16 protein-coding genes and 3 pseudogenes are annotated in these 22,784 nt (G+C 62.8%); 7 read left to right on the top strand and 12 right to left on the bottom strand.

Annotated features, from left to right (window positions below; all coding sequences use genetic code 11):
• Position 1: 1 nt before the first annotated feature.
• Positions 2 to 856 carry an ATP-binding cassette domain-containing protein gene (locus AC066S_RS24390; protein WP_126258902.1) on the bottom strand — a complete coding sequence of 285 codons (855 nt, stop codon included), beginning with the start codon at positions 854 to 856 and terminating at the stop codon, positions 2 to 4.
• A complete protein-coding gene (locus AC066S_RS24385; RefSeq protein WP_164718763.1) occupies positions 853 to 1,914 on the bottom strand; it encodes a siderophore-interacting protein in 1,062 nt (353 codons plus the stop codon). The genes AC066S_RS24390 and AC066S_RS24385 overlap by 4 nt, the downstream gene beginning before the upstream one ends.
• A 294-nt stretch (positions 1,915 to 2,208) precedes the next feature.
• On the opposite strand from AC066S_RS24385, the gene AC066S_RS24380 reads away from it, so the two are divergent.
• From AC066S_RS24380 to AC066S_RS24370, 3 genes are all read left to right on the top strand, one after another.
• Complete coding sequence (locus AC066S_RS24380; RefSeq protein ID WP_478270813.1) at positions 2,209 to 3,918, top strand: cyclic peptide export ABC transporter; 1,710 nt, start codon at positions 2,209 to 2,211, stop codon at positions 3,916 to 3,918.
• A gap of 168 nt (positions 3,919 to 4,086) precedes the next feature.
• On the top strand, positions 4,087 to 5,148 hold the full coding sequence (locus tag AC066S_RS24375; protein WP_135171608.1) for a GNAT family N-acetyltransferase: 1,062 nt from the start codon (positions 4,087 to 4,089) through the stop codon (positions 5,146 to 5,148).
• Positions 5,149 to 5,170: 22 nt separating this feature from the next.
• Positions 5,171 to 6,469: a lysine N(6)-hydroxylase/L-ornithine N(5)-oxygenase family protein gene (locus AC066S_RS24370; protein WP_126258906.1), complete on the top strand. Its 1,299-nt coding sequence runs from the start codon at positions 5,171 to 5,173 to the stop codon at positions 6,467 to 6,469.
• A gap of 154 nt (positions 6,470 to 6,623) precedes the next feature.
• Here the strand turns inward: AC066S_RS24370 and AC066S_RS24365 are convergent, their stop codons facing one another.
• Entirely contained in the window at positions 6,624 to 6,887 is a 264-nt protein-coding gene (locus AC066S_RS24365; RefSeq protein WP_478270812.1) for a hypothetical protein, read from the bottom strand.
• Between the two features lie 324 nt (positions 6,888 to 7,211).
• Positions 7,212 to 7,352 (bottom strand): annotated as a pseudogene (locus AC066S_RS24360) (SOS response-associated peptidase); the annotation flags it as partial.
• A 77-nt stretch (positions 7,353 to 7,429) separates the two neighbouring features.
• Between AC066S_RS24360 and AC066S_RS24355 the strand changes: the two are divergent.
• Both AC066S_RS24355 and AC066S_RS24350 read left to right on the top strand, forming a co-directional pair.
• Positions 7,430 to 7,693: pseudogene (locus tag AC066S_RS24355) on the top strand (DUF992 domain-containing protein); the annotation flags it as partial.
• A gap of 7 nt (positions 7,694 to 7,700) precedes the next feature.
• Positions 7,701 to 7,841, top strand: a complete 141-nt coding sequence (locus AC066S_RS24350) for a DUF992 domain-containing protein (protein WP_478270811.1) — start codon at positions 7,701 to 7,703, stop codon at positions 7,839 to 7,841.
• A gap of 944 nt (positions 7,842 to 8,785) precedes the next feature.
• Here AC066S_RS24350 and AC066S_RS24345 read toward each other — a convergent pair.
• Both AC066S_RS24345 and AC066S_RS24340 read right to left on the bottom strand, forming a co-directional pair.
• Positions 8,786 to 9,031, bottom strand: a pseudogene (locus AC066S_RS24345) (3-keto-5-aminohexanoate cleavage protein); the annotation flags it as partial.
• 24 nt (positions 9,032 to 9,055) lie between these two features.
• Complete coding sequence (locus AC066S_RS24340; RefSeq protein ID WP_478270810.1) at positions 9,056 to 9,598, bottom strand: GntR family transcriptional regulator; 543 nt, start codon at positions 9,596 to 9,598, stop codon at positions 9,056 to 9,058.
• A gap of 205 nt (positions 9,599 to 9,803) precedes the next feature.
• On the opposite strand from AC066S_RS24340, the gene AC066S_RS24335 reads away from it, so the two are divergent.
• A complete protein-coding gene (locus tag AC066S_RS24335) occupies positions 9,804 to 10,187 on the top strand; it encodes a hypothetical protein (RefSeq protein ID WP_478270809.1) in 384 nt (127 codons plus the stop codon).
• A gap of 133 nt (positions 10,188 to 10,320) precedes the next feature.
• Here AC066S_RS24335 and AC066S_RS24330 read toward each other — a convergent pair whose 3' ends face one another.
• Positions 10,321 to 11,736: a TolC family outer membrane protein gene (locus AC066S_RS24330; protein ID WP_478270808.1), complete on the bottom strand. Its 1,416-nt coding sequence runs from the start codon at positions 11,734 to 11,736 to the stop codon at positions 10,321 to 10,323.
• Between the two features lie 520 nt (positions 11,737 to 12,256).
• On the opposite strand from AC066S_RS24330, the gene AC066S_RS24325 reads away from it, so the two are divergent.
• Positions 12,257 to 12,514: a hypothetical protein gene (locus AC066S_RS24325; protein ID WP_478270807.1), complete on the top strand. Its 258-nt coding sequence runs from the start codon at positions 12,257 to 12,259 to the stop codon at positions 12,512 to 12,514.
• A 248-nt stretch (positions 12,515 to 12,762) separates the two neighbouring features.
• On the opposite strand, the gene AC066S_RS24320 is transcribed toward AC066S_RS24325, so the two are convergent.
• The 5 genes from AC066S_RS24320 to AC066S_RS24300 all read right to left on the bottom strand — a co-directional run bounded on the left by AC066S_RS24320 (position 12,763) and on the right by AC066S_RS24300 (position 22,669).
• Positions 12,763 to 13,389, bottom strand: coding sequence for a sterol desaturase family protein (locus AC066S_RS24320; RefSeq protein WP_478270806.1), 627 nt, complete (start codon positions 13,387 to 13,389; stop codon positions 12,763 to 12,765).
• Between the two features lie 313 nt (positions 13,390 to 13,702).
• Complete coding sequence (locus AC066S_RS24315; protein WP_478270805.1) at positions 13,703 to 15,109, bottom strand: efflux transporter outer membrane subunit; 1,407 nt, start codon at positions 15,107 to 15,109, stop codon at positions 13,703 to 13,705.
• Positions 15,106 to 18,390 (bottom strand): efflux RND transporter permease subunit, encoded by a 3,285-nt coding sequence (locus tag AC066S_RS24310; protein ID WP_478270804.1) that lies wholly within the window; start codon positions 18,388 to 18,390, stop codon positions 15,106 to 15,108. Before AC066S_RS24310 ends, AC066S_RS24315 begins: the two co-directional genes overlap by 4 nt.
• A complete protein-coding gene (locus AC066S_RS24305; protein ID WP_478270803.1) occupies positions 18,387 to 21,488 on the bottom strand; it encodes a multidrug efflux RND transporter permease subunit in 3,102 nt (1,033 codons plus the stop codon). Before AC066S_RS24305 ends, AC066S_RS24310 begins: the two co-directional genes overlap by 4 nt.
• Positions 21,485 to 22,669: an MdtA/MuxA family multidrug efflux RND transporter periplasmic adaptor subunit gene (locus AC066S_RS24300; protein WP_478270802.1), complete on the bottom strand. Its 1,185-nt coding sequence runs from the start codon at positions 22,667 to 22,669 to the stop codon at positions 21,485 to 21,487. Before AC066S_RS24300 ends, AC066S_RS24305 begins: the two co-directional genes overlap by 4 nt.
• Positions 22,670 to 22,784 lie beyond the last annotated feature (115 nt).

Below are 22,784 nucleotides of genomic sequence, written 5' to 3'. Positions count from 1 at the left end.
CTCACCGCGCGAAGCTGATGAGATGGCCATGGTCCGGCGACGGCATCACGCCCATGGGGATGCCGTAGATGTTTTCGAGCTCGGCCGGCGTCATGATCTTGTCCGGTGTGCCGCGCGCGATCAGCTTCCCGGAATGCAGCGCGATGATCTCGTCGCAGAAGCGGGCGGCCATGTTGACGTCGTGGAGCACCACGACCACGCCGAGATTGCGCTCGCGGGCGAGCTGCCTGACCAGCGACAGCACTTCGATCTGATGAGCGATGTCGAGCGCCGAGGTCGGCTCGTCAAGCAGCAGGCACTCGGCGTCCTGCGCAACCAGCATGGCGATCCACACCCGCTGGCGCTCGCCGCCGGACAACGTATCGACCAGGCGATCCGCAAAGGGTTCGATATGGGTCAACGCCATGGCGTTTGCGACCTTCTCGCGGTCGATGTCACCGAACCGTCCGAGCGCGCCGTGCCAGGGATAGCGGCCGAGTGCGACCAGCTCCTTGACCAGCATGCCGGCGGCGGGCGGCGTCTGCTGCGGCAGGTAGGCGACCTTGCGGGCATAGTCCCGATCGCTCCAGGCGCGCAGTGCGCGGCCTTCGAAACGGATCGTTCCCGACGAGCTTGGCTGCTGGCGCGACAATAATTTCAGCAAGGTCGATTTGCCGGAGCCATTATGGCCGATCAGTCCGACGACGCTGCGCGCGGGAAGGGATAGCGTCAGCGGTTCGAGCAGCGCGCGCCCGGCCACCGCGAAGCCGACCTGGTCGAGCTGGAACAAGGGGGCGGGCGCTTCCAGCGAGGCCTGCGTGACGTCGGTTGGCAAGGCGAGCGTCCTTTCGCTCGTCTGCGCGTGTTGGATCGTCATGGTTGGCGCAGGCTCCAATAGGCGACGGCCAGAAGTTGGTGGCGGGAAAGCTTTCGCTCATCGCGCAGATGGTTGCGCAGGGCCTTCAGCGCCTGCGCCTCACACGCGATCCAGGCGAAGACGTCCTGATGGTGCGGCCATCGCACCGCCTTGACGGCGTCGACCAGGAGCTGCGTCGTCCCGGCTGGACGGCCCTCGCGATGCAACCAGCGGATTGCTACCCCGGCCGGGGCGGCCAGCGGAAGTTCCTCGCGCCGATCCGCGACCTCGATAAAGGCCTCACCCGCCGCTGTCGCGGGCAGCGTCTCCAGAATTCGCGCGATGGCGGGCAGGGCGGTTTCGTCGCCCGCCAGCAGCATCCAGCGCGCCGGACGAATGCCCCGGCCGAGCGGGCCGGCCATGCCGCAGATGGCGCCGGCCGTCGCGTTGACGGCGAACGCCGAGCCCGGCCCGGCATGATCATGGACCACGAAGTCGATGTCGATCTCGCGGCTCTGCAAGTCGATGCGGCGGATCGTGTAATAGCGGGTGACGGGCCTGCGGTCGGGCTCCGGCCACAGGATACGTCCGTCGGGCGCGGGCCACGGCCATTCGGGCTTGGCGAGGCCCTCGGGCGGGAAGTACAGCCGCACGTGCAGGTCGTCGTCATTCACGAAACGGGCGATATCGTCGCCCGTGAAGGTCAGCCGCCGCATGTGCGGCGTCAGGGTGATCGCGGACTTCAGCCGCATTTCACGGAAATTGGCCAGCGTGCCGCCGCTGGATTCGTGACCGGACCAAATGATGGTCGGGGCAATGTCGCCCGCGAACTCGATCACATGCGAGGCGACGACCGAGCGCAGCATTTCCAGATTACCCTTGTCGTTGGCCTCGACGCGAATCTTGAGCGCTTCGGCCTCGACGGCGAGGGAACTGGTGCCGAACGGCAGTTTCGCCACCATGAGACCGTCCCGGTCCTCGAAGGCGATGTCATGCTCGGCCAGATGATCGATCATCCGCGCGGCGAGGCCGGCGGCGTCGGGAAGCGCGATGCGGGTTTCGGAGATCAGCAAGTCCAAAGTCATTCTCCACCGGCCCTGTCCGATGCCAGCCTGCAAGTGCTTCGATGTCCGGATGTCGCGGCCTGGCACGGCTCTGGATCATAAATCCTGCTCGCTCGCCGGCTGCGATGCAAAAGCGATACTACCCGCATCATATTAAAGGCATTGCCGATCCCAAATTAGAATCCATCGAAAGAGCAGCGAAAATAAGCGCTGGAGTTGCGGGGCCGCCATCATGTATTCGCATCACTTCGGCACGGCTTGTCCGGCCATATAGGTTCGCTTCAGGTCTCCTCCAGCGCGGCTCTCATCATGAACTCACGAAGCGGCCTGACGACGCAGATCCTGCAGCTCCTGCGGCCTTACTGGCCACTCGTGCTCGGCGGCAGCGTTCTGGGAGTGGTCGGCGGTGCCTCCGTCGCGGCGTTGCTCGCGGTCGTGAATCATGGGCTTTATGCCACGCAGGCCGACGTGGTAACGCTGTTTTTCGCCTTCGCTGGCCTGTGCCTTCTGATCCTGATCGGTTCCATTGGCGCCGACATCAGCGCCAATTATGTCGGACAGCGGATCATCGCCGAGCTTCGTAAGTCGCTCGCCGCCAAAATTCTGGCTGCGCCGATCGATCAGCTCGAAATCTACCGGACGCATCGCCTGATCCCGGTTCTCACGCAGGATGTCGACACGATCAGCGATTTCGCGTTCTTCTTTTCGTCCTTTTTCGTGTCGCTCGTGATCGCGCTCGGCTGCATGGTTTACCTGGCGGTGCTGTCTTGGCAGCTTTTCCTGATCACGGGAGTCGTCATCGTGCTGGGATCGCTGGCGCATGGATATGCGCGGACGCGCGGCGTTCGCGGCTTCAGCGCCGCGCGAGAGGCCGAAGATCAGCTGCACAAGCAGTATCGCGCGATCGCCGAAGGTGCCAAGGAGCTGCGCCTTAATCGCGTGCGCCGTCGGCGCGTCTATGTCGAGCAGCTCCAGCAGACCGTCGACCGGATCAGCTCGGTGCAGATCAGGTCGATCAATCTGTTCGTGACGGCGCGGGCGTTCGGGACGATGCTGTTCTTCGTCGTGATCGGCGTGGCGCTGACCTTGCGACCGTTCCTGTGGCCCGACAGTCCCGTTGCGGTGTCCAGCGGGTTCGTGCTGGTGCTGCTCTTTATGCGCGGGCCCATCGACCAGGTCATCGGCATCCTGCCGGCGCTCGGCCGCGCCCAGGTCGCGATGCGCCGCATTGCGGAGCTCTCGGAGCAGTTCTCGACCCCCGAGCACGATCTGCTGGCCAGTGCTCCCGCTGCGCCCGCCAAGACCACCATCGAATCCATCGAGCTCCGCGGCGTAACCTATGCTTTTCGCGCCGTGCCGGGCAGCGATCCCTTTGTCCTCGGGCCGGTTGATCTGCTCGTTCGGCAAGGCGACATCGTCTTCATCGTGGGGCAGAACGGCAGCGGAAAGACGACCCTGATCAAGTTGTTGCTGGGCCTTTATGCTCCGCATGGCGGCGCCGTGCTGCGGGACGGTTCGCCGGTCCTGACGGAGACACGCGACGATTACCGCCAGCTCTTCACGACCATCTTCTCCGACTATTATCTGTTTGAGGATCTCATTCGTGGAGAGGGCGTGGTTCCTGATGTCGCGGAACGCTATCTCCAGCGGCTGGAGGTCGCGCACAAGGTTTCGGTCGAGAACGGCGTGTTCACGACGACGGACCTGTCGACCGGACAGCGCAAGCGATTGGCGCTGATGAATGCATGGCTCGAGGAAAGACCCGTGCTCGTATTCGACGAATGGGCCGCAGATCAGGATCCGGCGTTCCGGCACATCTTCTATACGGAGCTGCTGCCCGATCTAAAGCGTCTCGGAAAGACCATCATCGTGATTTCACACGATGATCGCTATTTCGGGATTGCGGATCATCTGGTGCGGCTGCGCGACGGCAAGATCGTCGCAAGCGAGGCGAAGGGCAGCAACGTCGTTGGGGCTTCAGCTGTTCCAACCCATGCGCCGGCTTTAGACACATTTTAGCGAGCCTCTGATGCCATCTGTCGCACGCAAACCACGTCATGCGATCCCGTTTTGCGACAGGCCGTCAGATTTGTAGAGAATCTAATCTGCGTGTGCGCGCATTTCTTGTCAGCCTGTAGGTGAGTGATCTACACCACGCCTCAGCGATGATCGAGATGCGAGGGCCGGATGAACAAGGCTTCGGATTCCGGGACCGGACCTCGTGCGTTCCCGGTCGGCCCATATTCCGCCCAGACCGTTTTCCAGGAGGGCGATCGTCTTCGCGTCGTCGCCGCGGATGTGACCGCGTTGGAACTGCGTCTGCGCGAGCGCGTCGATCACATCGAGATCCTGAATGCTTCGGACGACCGCGAGGTTGCGGCACGGGCGGTGTCGGCGTCCGCCGAGGCGCTGTTTGCCTGGCGACCGGGCGCCGATCGGCTCGTTCTGGACTTCGCTGGAAGAGCGCCGCTTGCACGAGAGCTGACAGAGAGTGGTCTCGCCATCGTGTCCGAGGGGCAGCTGGTGCTGCTGCCCGAACTGGTCATGCAGCGGCGGGACAATTGGCTGGTCAACCCCGGGCGACCGCCATTGCCGCAACTCCACGTCATGACGGACGGCAAGCGCCATCCGCGCCGCGCCGCAAAGCCGGCGGGAAAGGTGTACGGCCGTTTCATTCCCTGGCTGTCGGAGGTCATCTCGTTTCGCGTGGCCGATCTCGAGAATGATCTCCATTTGTTGCATCGCTGGATGAATGACCCCCGCGTCGATGCGTTCTGGAACGAGGCGGGTGATCTCGACAAGCATCGGCGGTATCTGGCCGGCATCCTGGCTGATCCCCATATGCTGCCGTTGATAGGCTGCTTCGGTGATGAGCCGTTCGGCTATTTCGAGCTCTATTGGGCCAAGGAAAATCGCATCGCGCCGTTCTATGATGCCGATGACTATGACCGGGGATGGCACGTGGTCGTGGGCGAGGACGCTTTTCGCGGCGGTCGTTACATCAGCGCGTGGCTGCCGTCTCTGATGCACTACATGTTTCTCGACGATTGCCGTACGCAGCGGATCGTCGGGGAGCCGGCGGCGGCGCACTCCCAGCAGCTTCGCAATCTCGAGCGCTCGGGGTTTGCGAAGATCAAGAATTTCGACTTTCCCCACAAGCGCGCGACCCTGGTCATGCTGTTGCGCGAGCGCTTCTTCGGCGATCGGCTTTGGCTTCCGGCAGTGGCCGGCCCAACGGTCTCCTCTTAAAGCGCAAGCGGAGCGCGGCTTCATGTCTCATCAACTTGCGATCGAGCACGACGTCATTGGCGTCGGATTTGGGCCTTCCAACCTCGCACTCGCCATCGCATTGGACGAATGCGCGAAGCGATCACGGCTGAAATGCACGCCGCTGTTCGTGGAGAAGCAACCGCACTTCACCTGGCATGGCGGCATGCTGCTTCCGGGCAGCGACATGCAGATATCGTTTCTCAAAGATCTGGTCTCCTTGCGCGATCCGACCAGTCCCTTCACCTTCGTGAACTACCTGCACAAGCGCGGCCGCCTGCTGGATTTCATCAACTGCCGGACGTTCTATCCGAGCAGGGTCGAGTTCAATGATTACCTGCAGTGGGTGGCGGGCCATTTCAAGTCGCAGGCCGCTTACGGCGAGACCATCGTCGCCGTCGAGCCGGTGACGGCCGGGCAGACGGTGACGTCGTTGCGGGTGCATTCGCGCTCGCTCGCCGGCGGGGAGACCGTGCGGCTGGCGCGAAATCTCGTGGTCGCGGTGGGAGGCCAGCCCTATGTTCCGCAGGTGTTTGCCAAGGCTGCCGACGATCGCAGGCTGCTGCATTCCAGCCGCTATCTCGACCTGATCGAGCGCGTTGTCCCGCGCGGTCGGACCGTGCGCGTGGCCGTCGTCGGTGGCGGACAGAGCGCGACCGAGGTAACGGTCGATCTTCAGGGCCGATGTCCCGAAGCGCATATCGATCTGATCTTCCGCGGCCATGCTCTCAAGCCGTCCGACAGCAGTCCCTTCGTCAACGAGATCTTCAACCCCGACTATACGGACTTCGTCTACGCGCAGCCTGCCGACCGGCGGGATGCGATCGTCCGCAACTTCCGGAACACCAACTATGCCGTCGTCGATTCCGACCTGCTGGACCAGCTGTATCGGCTGCTCTACCAGCAGCGCGTCGGCGGCGACGCAAGGGTCGTGTTGCGTCCCCGCAGCGAGATTACCAATGTGGATGCGGGACCGGACGGCATCGAGATCGGCGTGATCGACAAGTTTCGCGGCGAAAACCGTCGTTCGACCTATGACGTGGTCGTTCTGGCGACGGGATACGACAGGGATACGCCGCACGGGTTTCTCGAACCGATCCGCCGCTATATTCGCGATGCGGCGCTGGATCGCAACTACCGGCTCGTGACCAATCCGGCGTTCCGGCCGCAGATCCACCTCCAGGGCTATTCGGAATCCTCCCACGGCCTGAGCGACACGCTGCTTTCGGTGATTGCCGTGCGGTCGCAGGAGATTGCGCAGTCTCTGCTCTCGACAATCTCGCGCCGGGAACTCATCGCTTAACGGGTCCCATCCCATTTCATTCGCGATCCGTTCGACGGAATTTGGCGTGTTCCGATTTCGATTTGGAGCGCCTTCGATCTAGAACTTGTCTAATCGAGATCAACCGAGGCGTGTACAGCAAGGACAACGCCCTACGGCTCTGCTAGAGGTGATCTTAGAACGATCCTTGGAATGTTTGCAGGTTCGGGTGGAACTGACCTTGAGGAGAGCCTTCGAGCAAAGCTACGGTCAGTTGCCGGAGCGGATTGCAGTCATATTGGTTCACAGCCCCCTCGCTGCGTTGGTCGGCAGAGAGCCGTTGACGCGCATGAAATATCTCCTCGAGATTGCGTCGCTCCATACCAGGGCCGAACTCCTTGCACAGCCGGGACTGGGACAGATAGGCGTGCGCCGGATCGAGAAGTGGATGGCCGCTCATGGACATCGCCTTCGCGATGTCGGTGAAAGCCTAGATAGCGTCATCTGTCACTTTGCCTTCCGGAATCCGTCCGTTAGGAAAGGCAGCCGTCGTTGCCCTCCCTCGTCGGGCGATCGCCTCGGCACCGGAGGAGCACTTGCACGAAGTGGCTCCGCAAGGCCGTGGCCTGCACCTGTAATCCCTGAGAGACGGGCGGGTCAACGATCGCTCCACCGAGACGAATCTTCGTCTCTCGCCCTAGTTCCGGTCGGTTAACACAAGGCTGGGATTTGAAATCGTCGGCACTGGCGATTGTCCACGTGTTCAGCCCTCTTGTGCACAACACTAGGAGATTGCGGCTGGGTCTTCCTTCTCGCCGGTAGCCACGATCTTCAGCACGCCGTCCGCGAGCGGTCGCTGCAGCGCCTTCGCCTCGTCCCAAGGCGCTCGCATCAAGGTGTCGTGCTCTTCGGTCGTTGTGAGGATATCCACCGACGCCAAGACTGATCTGGAGGCCTGAATGCGAATGATGCGGCTTCATGTAACCCATCGGCGCATCCGTCTTGCTGTGCGTCGCAGCGGTCCCCGCGCATGCCGAAACGTTCAGAGTCGGCAGGCTCTTGTGTTTCAGCACGCCACGCGTCGGATTGGTCCTTGGATCAACGCAGTCATTGCGTTGTGTGTTTTACGCGAGAAGACCGCATCGGCAGTACATCTAGGAGGGAGGGATGCGGTGCGTTGGTCTCGACATCGGCGTGACCGGAGCCGGCACCCTGTCATGGGCAGTCTTCGCCAAGAACTCGCGGATCGGCTCCGGCGTCTTGCGAGGAAGCTATGTTGGAGCGCACGCCAATGTTGCATTCGGTCCCGGCTTCGGTGCCAACGTACGGTGGCTCTCGGCGAAGCGTTGTGCTGCAGCCGCTGTCGGTCGAGCGGGCGATCGGAGTCAACCTCGCGGCGGGGTCACCAATCTGACGCTCGGTCGCGAGGACGACGATGGGGTAGGCTGCCGTCATCCTCGTCGTTCATGCAGTGGGAACATTCCCGCCCTGTTGCTCAGGGTTTCGTCGGATGTCGGTGGTGCGGGTTCGAAGCTATCATCCCACGGTGCCAATCGCATTGACGTCGTGCCGCTTCCGACCATCAGCCTGCGGGCACCTGGTTTCCTGCTTGGTGTCGACCTGATTTCACACGGCCTTGCCCGCCCGTCTTCGCACTTCAGCCCGTGCGGAAGAGCAAAGAGGAGGAAACAATGAACGCTCCCACCCGCCGCGCCTTTCTTGGTCTCGCGCGAAATGCTGCTGCCGCTGCAGCCATCGGCGCGATAGGTGCGCGTCTCATCGAGGTTGCAGATGCGATGCCGGTTGCCTCTGATCTTGGGCAAGCCGCGAGGCCGTCGGACCTCGTGATGCAGGCGCAGTGGTGGGGACGACCGCCCACTCCCGGTTGGGGTTGGGGCCCCGGCCCAGGCTGGGGTTGGGGTCAACCGGCGCCGATCAGGCGCCGCTGGGTTTGCTGGTGGGATCGTGGTCGTCGCCGTTGCGGGTGGCAGTCAAACCTCGTGGCGCAGGCGCAGTGGGGTCGACCGCCGGCCGCTCGCGGTTGGGGACCCGGCTGGGGTCCTGCGCCCGGTTGGGGTCGACCGCCGCCGCGGAGGCGCCGCTGGGTTTGCTGGTGGCATCGCGGCCGCCGCCACTGCGGATGGCGCTAGGCGGCGCACGTCGCAACCCAGGCCGTTCATCGGTGCAGCAGCAGTTCGTCATGAAGGCTGTGCAAGTCCTCGCGAATCCGATGGAGGGACCCGTGCGCAGGAATCGTTGGCTTCTTCGCGATGCTGGCGCTGGTGGCCGGGGGCGGCCTGATCGCGCTCATGTTCCACAGCCAGCGCAAAGGGCACGATGAGCCCGCGCGTGGCAATCGGATAGGATCGCGTCAGTCTGTTGCTTGATGCGGGGCAGGAACTGCATGAACACGTTCGGATCGGCGACCGGCCTGCCGTCCTTCGGGTCACGGGCGTGTAGATGGATGATCGATGCACCGGCTTCTGCGGCTGCAACCGGTTCGGCGACGATTTCATCGGGTGTGATCGGCAGATAGGGAGACATCGAGGGAGTGTGGAGCGATCCCGTGATCGCGCAGGTGATGATCACGCTCTTGCGGGCCATGTAGTCCTCTCATTTTACAGGATGTCAGTCGGCCTTGATTGAAGGATGTCGGGCCGAGGTCGGAGCAGGCGGCACGTCGGCGAAAGGTGCGTCGGAGGCGAGCAAGATGTCGGCCGTGCGCTGCAGGTGCGCGGCGAGAGCTTCGGAAGCGCGGTCGGCGTCGCGTGCCAGCGTTAATTCGAGGATCTCGCGATGCTCCTGGTCGACGCGCCGCGCGACCCGGGTGTAGGGCAGCAGCATCCTGCGATAACGTTCAGCCTGCAGGAACAGCTGGTCGCGCAGCCTCAGCCACCACACGCTGTCGCAGGCCGCGATCAGATCATCATGGAAGCGCCCGTGCAGGCGCGTCCATTCCGGATTGATCCTGTCCGGCTCGACATGTGCTGCCGTCCGCGAGAGCTGGTGCCAGGTATCGAGCAAACGACCTTCCCATTCTAGAGTGCCACGCATGATCGACGACCGCAGACATCGCGTTTCGATGTCAATGCGCACCCCGGTCAGGTCGATGAGGTCAGCCGCCGAGATCGGCGCCACACTGAAGCCGCGCTGCGGCGGCTCGGCGACCACGAGACGGTCGGAGGTGAGGCGCGATAGCGCTTCGCGGACCGCGCCGAGGCTTAGCGTTCGGCGATCTGATCGATGAGCAGCTTGGAGCCGGGAGGGTACAGCCCGTCCAGCAGTTCGCGCTTGAGCTTCGTGTGGTCGCGCTGCGCGACCTCATGACTTACCTTGGCGGCGCCGGGAGACGGCGGTCGCGGCAGCCGCGGCCAGCGTGCCTGACGCCAATTTCGAGGTCGTGGATTTCCGCGCGGCGATGCAGGGCCAGCCGGCCGATCGCTTGGTCGCGCCGCGGAAGATCGCGGAACATTCCGTCTCATCTTACTTCTGCACGGGTGGAACGACAGGCGCGCCGAAGATCGCGGTGCGTACGCACGGCAACGAGGTCTTTGATGCCTGGGCCGCGGCAAGTCCAGCTTCGCAGCCAGCGACCGTATCTATGGCGCACACCGGGTGTGGCGTGAGTATGCCGGCGGCAGATCGTTGTCGTTTGGGAGTGATCCGGACGCACCAAATTCCAATCCCATTCGGCGGAATGACGGTGTTCGAGAACACTATGGTCGCGACCACGAACGGAGGCCGCCTCACCTTGATCTAAGTCCGAAAGCGCCAGTAGAGCCATCACGGCTGCGGCGGCTATGCAAAGGATACTAACGAAGAAATGACGCAGCCCGGCCCGGATGCTTTGACTATGTGTTCAACGCAGCGTGACGTTCTACACGAGCCCATCATCATGGGTTCGGCGCGCCGGATGCTTTAGTCCCGAACCAGTTGTTGCGCACCTGGAGGTAATGGGTGCTCGGGTCATAGATGGCCGTTCTTAGACCGAGGATTCGCGGCGATAGGCGTCCGATTGCGCTGAGAACGTTGTAGGAGGCGATCACCCGGTCATGCTGTGCCTTGACCAGCGAGATGCGCGCGTTGACCAAGGCGAGCTGCGCGTTGAGAAAGTCAACGGTTGTGCGTTGCCCAGCCTTGGCTTCGCTGCGGACACCGTTCAACGCGATCTCTGAGGCCGACACCTGGGCTTGGGCCGACTGCACCTGGGCCTTTGTCGTACCAAGTTGCGCCCAACGCTGAGCAACAGTCGCTCGAACTCCGTCGCGCACCCTCTCAAGCGCAAGCTGCTGTTCGGCGAGGAATTCCTTGGATTGCCGAATGAGCGCGTGCTCAGCCCCCCCTTGATAGATGGGGACGGAGGCTTGTACAGCTGCGGCTGCTCCGAATGACCGGTATGTTCTCGTTGATTGTTCGTACAACTCGTACGAATTTTGGACAGACGCCTGCAGAGCGACCGTCGGGAGAAGTGCACCCTCGTTGATCCTGACCTGAAGATGATTACCATCAACGTCATGGATTGCACCGACGATGTCAGGGTTCTCAACGAGCGCAATCTCCGTCGCTGCGCTCAAGCTTCCGGGCAGAAATCGGTCCACGGGCGAACCAGGCGAGGGATTTACTGGATTGTCGCCGATATCGCGCCGGAAGTTGGCTTTTGACGTTGCCAACTGCGATTCCGCGGAACGTTGCTGCGACTTACCGGCAGCGAGTTGCGCTTCGGATTGGGCGACGTCGGTGTACGTGACTTCTCCGAGAAGAAACCGATCATGTGCCTGCGTTGCGGTTTGTTCGAGAACCCGCACGTTAGATTTCTGAACGTCAAGAGACGCAAGGTCTCGAAGGTAATCCATATACGCTGTCACGGCGGATAGAAGGACGCTCTGGTCGAGCGATCTGAGCACTTCGCGCGCAGCAAGAACTTGCGTCTCGGCGGCGCGCGCTCTATTTGCGGTCTGATTGCCATTAAAAATGGTTTGCGAGACGGTAAGTGCCGCGCTTCGTGGCGCGTCACGGTAGTCGGTCTGGGCCCAGGTTGTTGCGCTAGCGCTCCCCTTGGACAGGATATCCAAATATCGATAACCGGCGCTGCCGGTGAGTGTCACCTTTGGGCGATAGCCCGACAAGGCCTGAGGCACATTCTCATCGATCGATCTGACTTGAGCACGCTGCGCGTTGAGCTGGGGGCTATTCTGATAGGCCCGGGCCAGCGCATCCTCCAAAGTCTCGGCGGATAAGGAAGCAAATCCTGCTTCCAAAATGACGCCTAAGACCGTTAGCGACCGAACGAGGAATCCCAATTGCGTCATCGGTAAAGTCACAATCGATTGGCCAACTGCCCCCGCAAACCTTTCAGAGCGCTGCGAGGCTAGCGAGTAGCGATGCCGGCGTCGGGTCACATCCCGTGCCGCGTGCAGTCGTTACTTGCTTCGGAAAGCATGGCGATCATCTGTGCCGTCAATGCGTCGGGGATGTTGCTCGTGATCTATTTTGATTTCGTTTTGTAAGCCTGTGGGGCGGTGGAATCCGTGGGCGGTGGCGCCATCATGCCGCTAAACCATTGCCGCTCGTCGCGCATATCGGTGCAATATGCCCGTCTGACGTTGCCTCTGCCTTCGATTGCGAGCGCTTGGGATAACGCATGCTCCGAGGGCTCGTCTCGATTGCCGTGTATGGAGGCCACTCTAAACGGTGCACGTACCGATACAAATTCCTCTCGCGATCGGTGTTGGTAACCGAAATGAATTCTACTGCCGCAAAGCAGCGCCAATCCTATGCTTCTCCTGAGTTTGTACGGAGAAGAGAGATCAGTCCCTTGGAGCTCTTAGGATGTTCGTCACGAGTGGGTACGGGCTTTCGCCCGAAAGCGTTCGATGGCAACTCGGTTACTGCCACGGAGAAGAACACCGGATACCACTGTTTCCCGACGACGCAGATTATGCCTCGGGATGGTCTCACGGCCACAATAGTGTCCATCAATGCTCCCTGGAAGTGAGCGAGGCGACCTTCTTCGCGCTTTGGCTGCGGGCCGGCGCGAGGCTGAACGACTTCGCGCAAAAGCTGGTGGCGGACGCGAAGGATGCGTGAGCGACACCTCGCAAACTCGGTGATGATCGCGACGGTGCTCAGTCTGTCTGGCTAGCGAGCATAGCAACAAGGCCAGATACGAAAGCTCTGACCAATGGATCGGAACTCTGTGACAAACGTCGGCTTCATCAGCTCGCGTTCTGCCTAATAATACGACCGGCAGTTGCTCGCTTGTTTGTCAAAATGTGAACAACACTCTAGCGACAAAGTCGAGGCGCCGCCCAGGAGTCCGGCTTCGAACGGGCGGATCATGCTTTGGTAATATGGAGCCCGCCGCTTCCGACGGAGGTCTCGTTCTGGCCAACAGGCAAATTGCGCCCACCGGGTCGGTGGTCACGTATCGGCGGCGCAATCGTTGTGGCAAATACGCAGTCCCAGAGACCTGTGGTTACTCCGAAGTTTCCGGGCGTGGGACTGCGGTGATGACGAAGATGGCGAAGCCTCAGAGGGCGGATCCAGGAACTCCCGTCCACACGCCAACGGTGCACGGCGTCATGAATCACAAGATACCAAATGTATCCAACAATGAGGCCGCACGTCGCGCCACTCGCCATCTCGAACGTCAAGAAGTGCGAGAGGATCAGAAGAACTGCAGAGAACCCGAGGAGGCTCATCCACAACGGTGGACCGACAAAGTCGATCGGTCGCGCGTGGTGCATTGCGTGGAGTTCTTTCACGATCGGCATCTCATGATAGACGAATCGATTCAGCAGATATTCAACCAGCGTCCAGAGCACAGCGCCAAGGAAGAACGTGCACCACCACCTTATATGCAGGGTGAAGCGGCTCGTTTCAACGTCAAGCACTAAAAAACCGACTACGACAGTTGGATAGAAGAAGAGGTCTGCGTAATAGGCAATCCTGCTTTGGTTCATCTTGTACCCGCTTCCCTGTTGGGCCGTCGCTGCACATGCGCGTCGGTCACGATGACGTCCGCTCCTTGCGGGAGCTTCTCGCTTCTCCGATTAGCTCGGCAATTCGGTGCGCCAGTGGCCGTTGTGTAACTTGTTCTAGCGAATTGTGAACGGCGGATTTCAGTACTTGCGCCAGGCATCACAGCGGCTTGGGAGATCCGAACAAGACTTTCGATTTTCGTTTACGGGCCGATGACGGTATTGCGACGACTGCCGCGATCAATGGTCGCTGTCGTCCGATTTCGCCGTCATCCCGACGAAGAAGGAAAGCCGGCTATTTGGAGTCGGCAGTTTGCAGTTGCGACGCGCTCCAGCCGCCGCCGAGCGCCTTGATCAGGTTGGCGCTGGCGACAAGCCGGTTCTGCTGGATTCCGAGAGCCGTCTCTTCGTTGGTCAGCGCGGTCGCCTGCGCGGTCACGACGGTCGTGTAGGTCGTCGTCCCGGCCTGGTATTCATTGATGGCAATCGTGACAGCCTGCCGCGCGAGTCGGACCGCTTCAGCTTGGGCAGCTGCCTGGCGCCTGTAGATCCGCAGGTTGGACAGCTCGTCCTCGACGCCCTTGAAGGCCGAGAGCACGGTGTGGCGATAATTGGCAACGCTCTGGTCGTAGGCTGCTCCGGCCGCGTCGACGGCGGCGGAGCGCTTACCGCCGTCGATCAGCGTCTGGCTGCCGCTTGCCGCGAGGGACCAGACCAGGTTGGTTGCGGAGACGAGTGGCGACGCGCCGGAGTATCCGGCGATGGCCGAGAGATTGACCGTCGGATAGAAGGCTGCGACGGCAACGCCGATCAGCGCATTCTGCTGCTGCATCTTGCGTTCGGTCTCGGCAATGTCGGGGCGGCGTTCGAGCAGCGTAGATGGCACCGTGACGGGGATGTTGGGAATCGCTTGCGGCAGGGCCGCCTTTGGAATCGTCAGGTCCGCGGGCGCGCGGCCGATCAGGAGCGCGATGGCGTGCTCATATTGGGCGCGCGATTGTCCCGCGGCGATGGCGGAGGCGCGCGTCGAGGCAAGCTGCGTCTGCGCGGTGATGACGTCGGAGCGCGCCGCGGTGCCGACGGCATATTGATTTTGCGTGATCGTGAGGGTGCGCTCATAGGCTGCCACCGTGTCGTTCAGGAGGCGCTCGAGCGAATCCTGATAGCGCAGGTCGAAGTAATCGATCACCAACTCGGCCTGCGCCGACAGCGTGAGATCGGCGAGTTCCGCGGCGCTTGCTTCGGCGGAAGACTGGTCACTTTCGATCTGACGGCGCACCTTGCCCCAGAGGTCGACGTCCCAGCTCGCACTGACTTCGGCCGTCTGGGTGGTCGCGGTCGCGCCGGAGGATCGTGCGCGCGTGATGGACGGATTGGCCGTCACGGTCGGAAACAGCGAGGAGCGTGTCTCGCGCACCACGGCCAGGGCTTCGCGGTAGGCAGCCTCATAGGCCTTGAGATTCTGATTGCTGATCGCGACCTGCGGCACCAGCTGATTGAGCAGGGGGTCCTTGTAGACGCGCCACCACTCCCCGCGATCGAGCCCATTCGAGGGTTTGGCGATCTTCCATCCCTTCGGGGCTTCCTTGAAGTTGGGTGGGGTTGTGACATCGGGCCTGAGATAGTCCGGCCCTACGGCGACGCAGGCTTGCAGCAGCAGGGAGATGGCACAGAGCGCACCGACGGATCGCAACCCACTCATCGTGCGACTTCGGTTATAGCCGATCCCTGGAATACGCGGCGCCAGACTTTGAGCGCGCGATGTCGGAAGCGATCGAGATAGAGATAGACGACGGGGGTGGTGTAGAGCGTCAGTAACTGGCTGACGATAAGGCCGCCGATGATGGAAATGCCGAGCGGGCGGCGCAGCTCCGCGCCCATGCCGTGATCGAGCACCAGCGGCACCGCGCCGAACAGCGCCGCGCAGGTCGTCATCAGGATCGGGCGAAACCGCTTTAGGCAGGCCTCCCGGATAGCTTCTGCTGGCGCCAGCCCATCGACCCGCTCGGCCTCGAGCGCGAAATCGACCATCATGATGGCGTTCTTCTTGACGATTCCGATCAGCAGGAAGACCCCGATCAGGGCGATCACGCTGAATTCGGTGTTGGCGAGGAGCAGCGCCAGCACGGCGCCGACGCCCGCCGATGGTAGCGTCGACAGGATGGTCACGGGGTGAACATAGCTCTCATAGAGAATGCCGAGCACGGCATAGACGGCGAGCAATGCCGCCCCGATCAACAACGGCATCGTCGCGATGACCGATTGCGCCGTGCCGGCAGAGCCAGCGAGGCCACCGTGGATTGAGGTCGGCATATGAATGTCACGCACCGCCTGCGCGATGACCGCCGTTGCGTCGCCGAGCTTGGCGCCGGGAGCGAGATTGAAGGAGATCGTGGTCGCGGCCGCCCGGCCTTGATGGTTGATCTGGACGGGCATGGTGGCGTCAGTCAGCCGGGCGAAGGCGGTGAGCGGGATCATGCTGCTAACGCTGGTTGAGACCGCCGCGCCGCTCGAGGCGGAGCCGCCGCTTGACGTCGCGATGGAATTGGTGGCGCGATTCGTGGCTGACGAGCTCGTGGATGTCGTTGAGGATGCGCTGCTGGACGACGCACTCGTCACCGTCCCGGACACGGCATTGGTGGAGGAAGTGCCGCTGGCCGATTCACCGGAGGCGCTGAGATGGATCAACTTGAGCGATTCAGGATCTTCCAGATAACGCGGCGCCAGCTCCATCACGACATGGTACTGGTTCTGCGCCTTGTAGATGGTGGAAACCTGCCGCTCGCCGAAGGCGTCGTAGAGGGTTGCGTCGATGATGCGGGGCGAGAGGCCGTACCGCGCCGCCGTTGCGCGATCGATCACGACCCTGCTCGCAAGCCCGCCGATCTGCAGGTCGGATGACACGTCGGCCAGGACCGCACTCTGCTTCAGCGCCGCAGTCAGCTTTTCGGACCAGATCCGCAGATCGGCGATGCTGTCCGCCTGCAACGTGTATTGGTACTGGGCAAAGCTCATGCGGCCGCCGATAACGAGGTCCTGCATCGGGAACATCATCAATTGGGCGCCGGGGATCGCGGCGAGTTTCGCGCGGAGCCGGGCCATGACCTCGAAAGCGGAGGCGCTGCGATCCTCGAGCGGCTTCAAGGTGACGAAGACCTGCGCCTGGTTCGTGCTGCGGCCGCCGGTGAATCCGACCACGGTTTGGACGGCGGGATCGGCCTCGACGATGGCCTGGGCTTGGGCCAACTTCGCCTTCATGGCCTGGAAGGAGATGCTCTGGTCGGCCGTGATGCCGCCCATCATCAGGCCGCCGTCCTGGTTTGGAAACAGGCTCTTGGGGACGACCGAGAATAGTACGACGTTGAGCGCCATCGTGGCAAAGACGACCAACAGGACCAGGAACGGATGCGCCAGCGCCCGCCGCAGCGAGAGGTCATAGAGATGATGCAGGCCGTCGATCGCGCCGGTGACCATGCGGGCCGGACGTGACGGTGGACGGGTCTCTGTATCCCGCAGCAGGAGTGCGCACATCATCGGCGTCGTGGTGAGGGCCAGCACCAGAGAGATGCCGATCGCCACCGACAGCACGATTGCGAACTCGCGAAACAGCCGTCCGACGATGCCGCCGAGCAGCAGGATGGGAAGGAAGACCGCGACCAGCGAGACGCTCATCGAGACGACGGTGAAGCCGACTTCGCGGGCGCCGCGCAGCGCCGCCTCAAGGCGCGACAGCCCCGCCTCGCGATGGCGCGCGATATTTTCCAGGACCACGATTGTGTCGTCGACGACGAAGCCTGTGGCGATGGTCAGTGCCATCAGCGACAAATTGTCGAGGCTGTAGCCGCACAGCGCCATGACGCCGAAGGTGCCGAGGATGGAGACCGGCACCGTCACGGCCGGAATCAGGGTCGCGCGCAGGCTGCGCAGGAAGAAAAGAACCACGAGGACGACCAGGATCACGGAGATCACCAGCGTCTGCTCGGTATGCTCGAGGGAAGCGCGAATCGTGTTGCTCCGGTCGCCAGAAAGCGTCAATTGGACGTCGGCAGGCAGCGCGGCCTGCAATTGTGGCAGCACCTTCTTCACCCGATCGACGATGTCGACGATATTGCCGCCCGGCTGTTTGAACAGCATGAGGATCACGGCGGGCTGCCCGTTGACCGAGCCCTCGTTGCGCAGGCTCTCGACGGAATCGACCACCTCGGCCACGTCGCGCAGGAATACCGGGCGGCTGTCGCGCCAGGCGATGACGAGATCGCGGTAGTCGGCAGCCTTCAGGGCCTGGTCGTTGGCGTAGAGCTGGTAACGCTGGCTGCCGTCCTCAATCGCACCCTTGGCGCTGTTGGCGTTGGCGGCGGAGAGCGCTGCGCGCACGTCTTCGAGGCCAATGCCAAATTGGGCCAGGGGGCCGGGGTTGAGCTCGACCCTCACGGCGGGGAGGGAGCTGCCAGCGACATTGACATTGCCGATCCCCTGAACCTGGAGCAGCCGCTGCTGGAGCACGGCGGCGGCGCTGTCGTAGAGCTGCCCCTGCGTGAGCGTCTTCGAGGTCAGGGCCAGGATGAGCACCGGCGCATCGGCGGGATTGAACTTGCGATAGGTCGGATTGCTCTTGAGCGCGGACGGAAGGTCGGCGCGCGCGGCATTGATGGCTGCCTGAACATCGCGGGCTGCACCTTCGATATTCCGGTCGAGACCAAGTTGCAGGATGACGCTCGTCGAGCCGATGCTGTTCTCCGACGTCATTTCGGTGACGTCGGCAATCTGACCGAGACGGCGTTCGAGTGGCGCGGCGACCGTGCTCGCCATGGTCTCGGGACTTGCGCCCGCCATTTGCGCCTGGACGCGGATAGTGGGGAAGTCCACGGCCGGCAGCGGCGCGACCGGAAGCCGGCCGAAAGCCACCACGCCGGAGAGGGCGATGGCGAGCGTTAGCAGGATCGTGGCAACCGGCCGGCGGATGAATGGGGCGCTGATATTCACGGTGCGCTCCCCTCCGGCTCAGCGATGCCGATGCCGCGTTCGCGCAGCCAGCCGGCGGCGAGGTCCAGCGCGAGATAGATTGTGGGCGTGGTGAACAGGGTCAGCAACTGACTGACCGCGAGCCCGCCGATCATGGCGATGCCGAGCGGCTGGCGCAGCTCCGAGCCGCTGCCAGAGCCGAGAGCGAGCGGCAGCGCAGAGATCAGCGCCGCGAACGTCGTCATCAGGATCGGCCGGAAGCGCATCAGGCACGCCTTGTGGATGGCGTCGCGCGGCGTCAGACCGTCGTCGCGCTCGGCGACGATGGCGAAGTCGATCATCATGATCGCGTTCTTCTTGACGATGCCGATCAGGAGGATGATTGCGATCACGCCGATGATGTCGAGGTCCGCGCCCGTCACCTCCATCGCCAGCAGCGCGCCGATGCCCGCGGACGGAAGCGTCGACAGGATCGTGAGTGGATGGATGAAGCTCTCATAGAGCACGCCGAGAACGACATACATAACGAGCACGGCCGCGAGCACGAGGTAGAGCTCGTTCGAGAGCGACGACTGGAACGCCGCCGTCGTGCCCTGGAAGCTGGTGCCGAAACTGGCGGGCAGGTCGATTGCTTTCTGCGCCTTCTTCACGATGTCGACGGCGCTGCCAAGCGAGGCACCTTGCGCGAGGTTGAAGGAGATCGTGGTCGCCGGAAACTGGGCGAGATGCCCGATCTGCACCGGTTTGCGGCCGGTCACGACGCGCGCAATGGCGGAGAGGGGGACCTGGCCGGTTCCGGTCGAGGATGGCAGATAGATCGAATCGAGCGATGCTAGTCCCTGGGTCAGTTTCGGATCGGCTTCCAGGATGACCCGCATCTGGTTCGACTGGGTGAAGATCGTGCTGACGATGCGCTGCCCGAAGCTGTCGTAGAGTGCATTGTCGATCGTCGCGAGCGTGATCCCGAATCGCGCGGCCGTCGCCCGGTCGACTGTCACCGTCGCGGACAGGCCGTTGTCCTGAAGGTCGCTCGTCACGTCCGCCAGTTCCGGCGCCTTGCGCAGTTCCGCAACCAGCTTCGGCGTCCAGGCGCTCAATGCATCGAGCGAGGGATTGTCCAGAATGAACTGGTACTGGGTCGCACTGACCTCCGTATCGACGGTCAGGTCCTGGACGGGCTGCATGTAGAGTGTGATGCCCGTGACGTCGGCGACCTCCCGCTGCAGACGGCGGATGATCTGGCTGGCCGTGGCGGTTCGCTCGTCCTTCGAGCGCAGGTTTATCTGCATCCGGCCAACGTTGAGGGTGGTATTGGTGCCGTCGACGCCGATAAAGGAGGACAGGCTGACGACGTCCGCGTCCCTGAGCACGGCCTCGGCGAGCGCCACCTGTCGCGCGCTCATGTCCGAAAAGGAGATGGACTGGGTTGCCTGCGTGATGCCCTGGATGACGCCGGTGTCCTGAACTGGGAAGAAGCCCTTGGGTACCACGAGATAGAGCCAGGCGGTGACGCCGATTGTGGCAGCGGCCACCGCGAGCGTGATCCATTGATGATCCAGTGCGACGGTGAGCACCCTGTCATATCCGCCGAGCAGGTGATCGAACCATCCGCGCCGGGCGGGAGCCGAAGTCTCCCTGTGCTCGCTGCGTAGCAGTCGCGCGCACATCATCGGCACTAGCGTCAGCGAGACGATCGCCGACAACACGATGGCTGCGGCGAGTGTCACGGCAAACTCGTAGAACAGCCGCCCGATCACGTCGCCCATGAAGAGCAGCGGAATGAGAACCGCGAGCAGCGAGACGGTCAGCGAGATGATCGTGAAAGCGATCTCGCGCGAGCCTTTCAGTGCGGCTTCGAGCGGGCTCAGGCCTGCCTCGATATGCCGATTGATGTTTTCGATGACGACGATTGCGTCGTCTACGACGAAGCCCGAAGCGATGGTCAACGCCATCAACGATAGATTGTCGAGGCTGAAATCCCACAGATACATCACCGCGAAGGTGCCGACCAGCGACAGTGGCACCGATAGGCTCGGGATGATCGTGGCGCGCAGATTGCGGAGGAACAGGAAGATCACCATCACCACCAAGCCGACGGCCAGCGCAAGCTCGAACTGGACGTCCTCGACCGAGGCGCGGATCGTGGTCGTCCGATCGGTCAGCACGCTGACGGTGACCGAGGACGGCAGGTCCGCCGTCCACTCCGGCAGCATCTTCTTGATGCCGTCAGCGACCTTAATGACATTTGCGCCGGGCTGACGTTGCACGCTCAGGATGATCGCCGGCGTCGTGTTCATCCAGGCGCTGAGCTGGGTGTCCTCCGCGTCGCGGACCACATTTGCCACGTCGGATAGCCGGACCGGCCGGCCGTTCTTGTAGGCGATCACCGTGTCGAGATAGTCGGCCGGACTCTCGATCTGGTCGTTGGCGTCGATCGTGTACGACCGGTGCGGGCCGTCGAGCGTACCCTTCGGCGTATTAACGTTGATGTTGTCGAGCGTCGTGCGTAGATCGTCGATGTTCAGGCCGTAGGCCGCCATCTTGCGGATGTTGGCGCGCACCCGGATCGCCGGCTTGTGGCCGCCGCTCAACGTCACCAGCCCGACGCCAGAGAGCTGCGAGATCTTCTGCGCGAGGCGTGCGTCGGCGAGCGTACGGACGTCGGTGAGCGGCAGCGTCGACGACGTCATTGCCAGGGTGAGGATGGCCGTGTCGGCCGGGTTGACCTTGGCGTAAACCGGCGGTGCCGGGAGATCGTCGGGCAAGAGCGAGTTGGCCGCGTTGATGGCGGCTTGAACCTCCTGCTCGGCCACGTCCAGCGTGACGGAGAGCTCGAACTGAAGCGTGATCACCGAGGCGCCACCCGACGAGCGCGAGGACATCTGCTTGAGCCCCGCCATCTGCCCGAGCTGCTTTTCGAGTGGTGCGGTGACGGCGGAGGTCATCACGTCGGGGCTCGCGCCCGGATAGAACGTCTGCACCTGGATGGTGGCATATTCCACGCTCGGCAGGGCCGACAGTGGCAGGTAACGCCAGGCGATGACGCCGACCGTGAACAGCGCGACCATCAGCAGCGTCGTCGCCACCGGTCGCCGGATGAAGAGGCTTGAGGGGTTCATTTCGCCGCCGGCGTCGCGGCGGCAGGAATGCCGATCTTCGCTCCGTCGCTCAGGCGATCGGCACCGTCCACCACCACCTTGTCGCCTTCGGCAAGGCCGGACAGCACGGCGATGCGGCCATCGGCCGAGGGCCCGGTCGTGACCTTGCGCAGCGACGCCGTGTTGTCGGCATTCGCAAGATAGACGAAGGTGCCCGGCGTGCCGCTCTGCACCGCCGCCGCCGGCACGGTGATGGCGTCGTGCAGCGTATCGATCAGCAGCGTGACGTTGACGAACTGGTTCGGGAACAGTGTCCCGTCCGCATTGTCGAACGCCGCCCGCAATTTGACAGTGCCGGTGGTGGTGCTGATCTGGTTGTCGACCGCGTCGAGTGTACCGTCGGCGAGCTTCTCGATGTTGGCCTGGTCATAGGCGGCGACGCTGATCTTCGCTCCGGTCCGCAGCCGCTTCGTCAGTTGCCGAAGGCTGGTTTCGGGCAGCGTGAACACCACCGAAATCGGCTCGATCTGCGTGACCGCGACGATGCCGTCGGTATCGGAGGCGGTGACATAGTTGCCCACGTCGACCTGCCTCAGCCCAGCCCGGCCGTCGACCGGCGAGACGATGCGGCAATATTCAAGGTTGAGCTTCTGGGTGTCGACCTGTGCCTTGTCGGCCCGGACCGTGCCCTCGTACTGACGAACCGTCGCGGCCTGGGTGTCAACCGTCATCTTGGATGTCGAATCCTGCTTGATCAGCCGCTGGTAGCGCTCGAGGTCGAGGCGCGCGTTGTCGAGCAGGGCTTGGTCTTTATCGAGCGTACCTTGATATTGCGCCAGCAGCGCCTCATAGGGGCGCGGGTCGACCTGGACGAGAACGTCACCCTTTTTCACCATCTGCCCTTCGCGAAAGTGAATTCCTGTCAGATACCCGCTGATCTGCGATTTGACCGTCACCGTGGCCAGCGACGTCACTGTGCCAAGGGAAGTGAGCCTGACTGGGATGTCGCCTTTCACCGCCGCGGCAACTGCCACGGACTGCGCGGATTGCGACGAGGACCCGCCTGGCGGACCGCTCATCGCCGACTTCCAGGGCTGGCGCCAGACGATGATCCCGGCGACAGCGACAACGAGCAGCAGAAGCCAAGGCCAGACACGCCGACCCTGTGTTCGTTCGGCGCCAAGAGGAGCATCCGGCTTCAACGGAGGTTCGACACGTGTGTCCATAGAAAATAACCGCCCCACTGACGCTGGCAGGATGCTGTCTGAGAGACTGCGTCCGGAGCCATCAAACCGAATGGCGGTGCGGGATCAACTA

The organism is Bradyrhizobium sp. CFUWI, from assembly GCF_056429085.1.
Note: the sequence above shows the minus strand (reverse complement) of the source record. Positions and strands in the feature narration are given on the sequence as shown.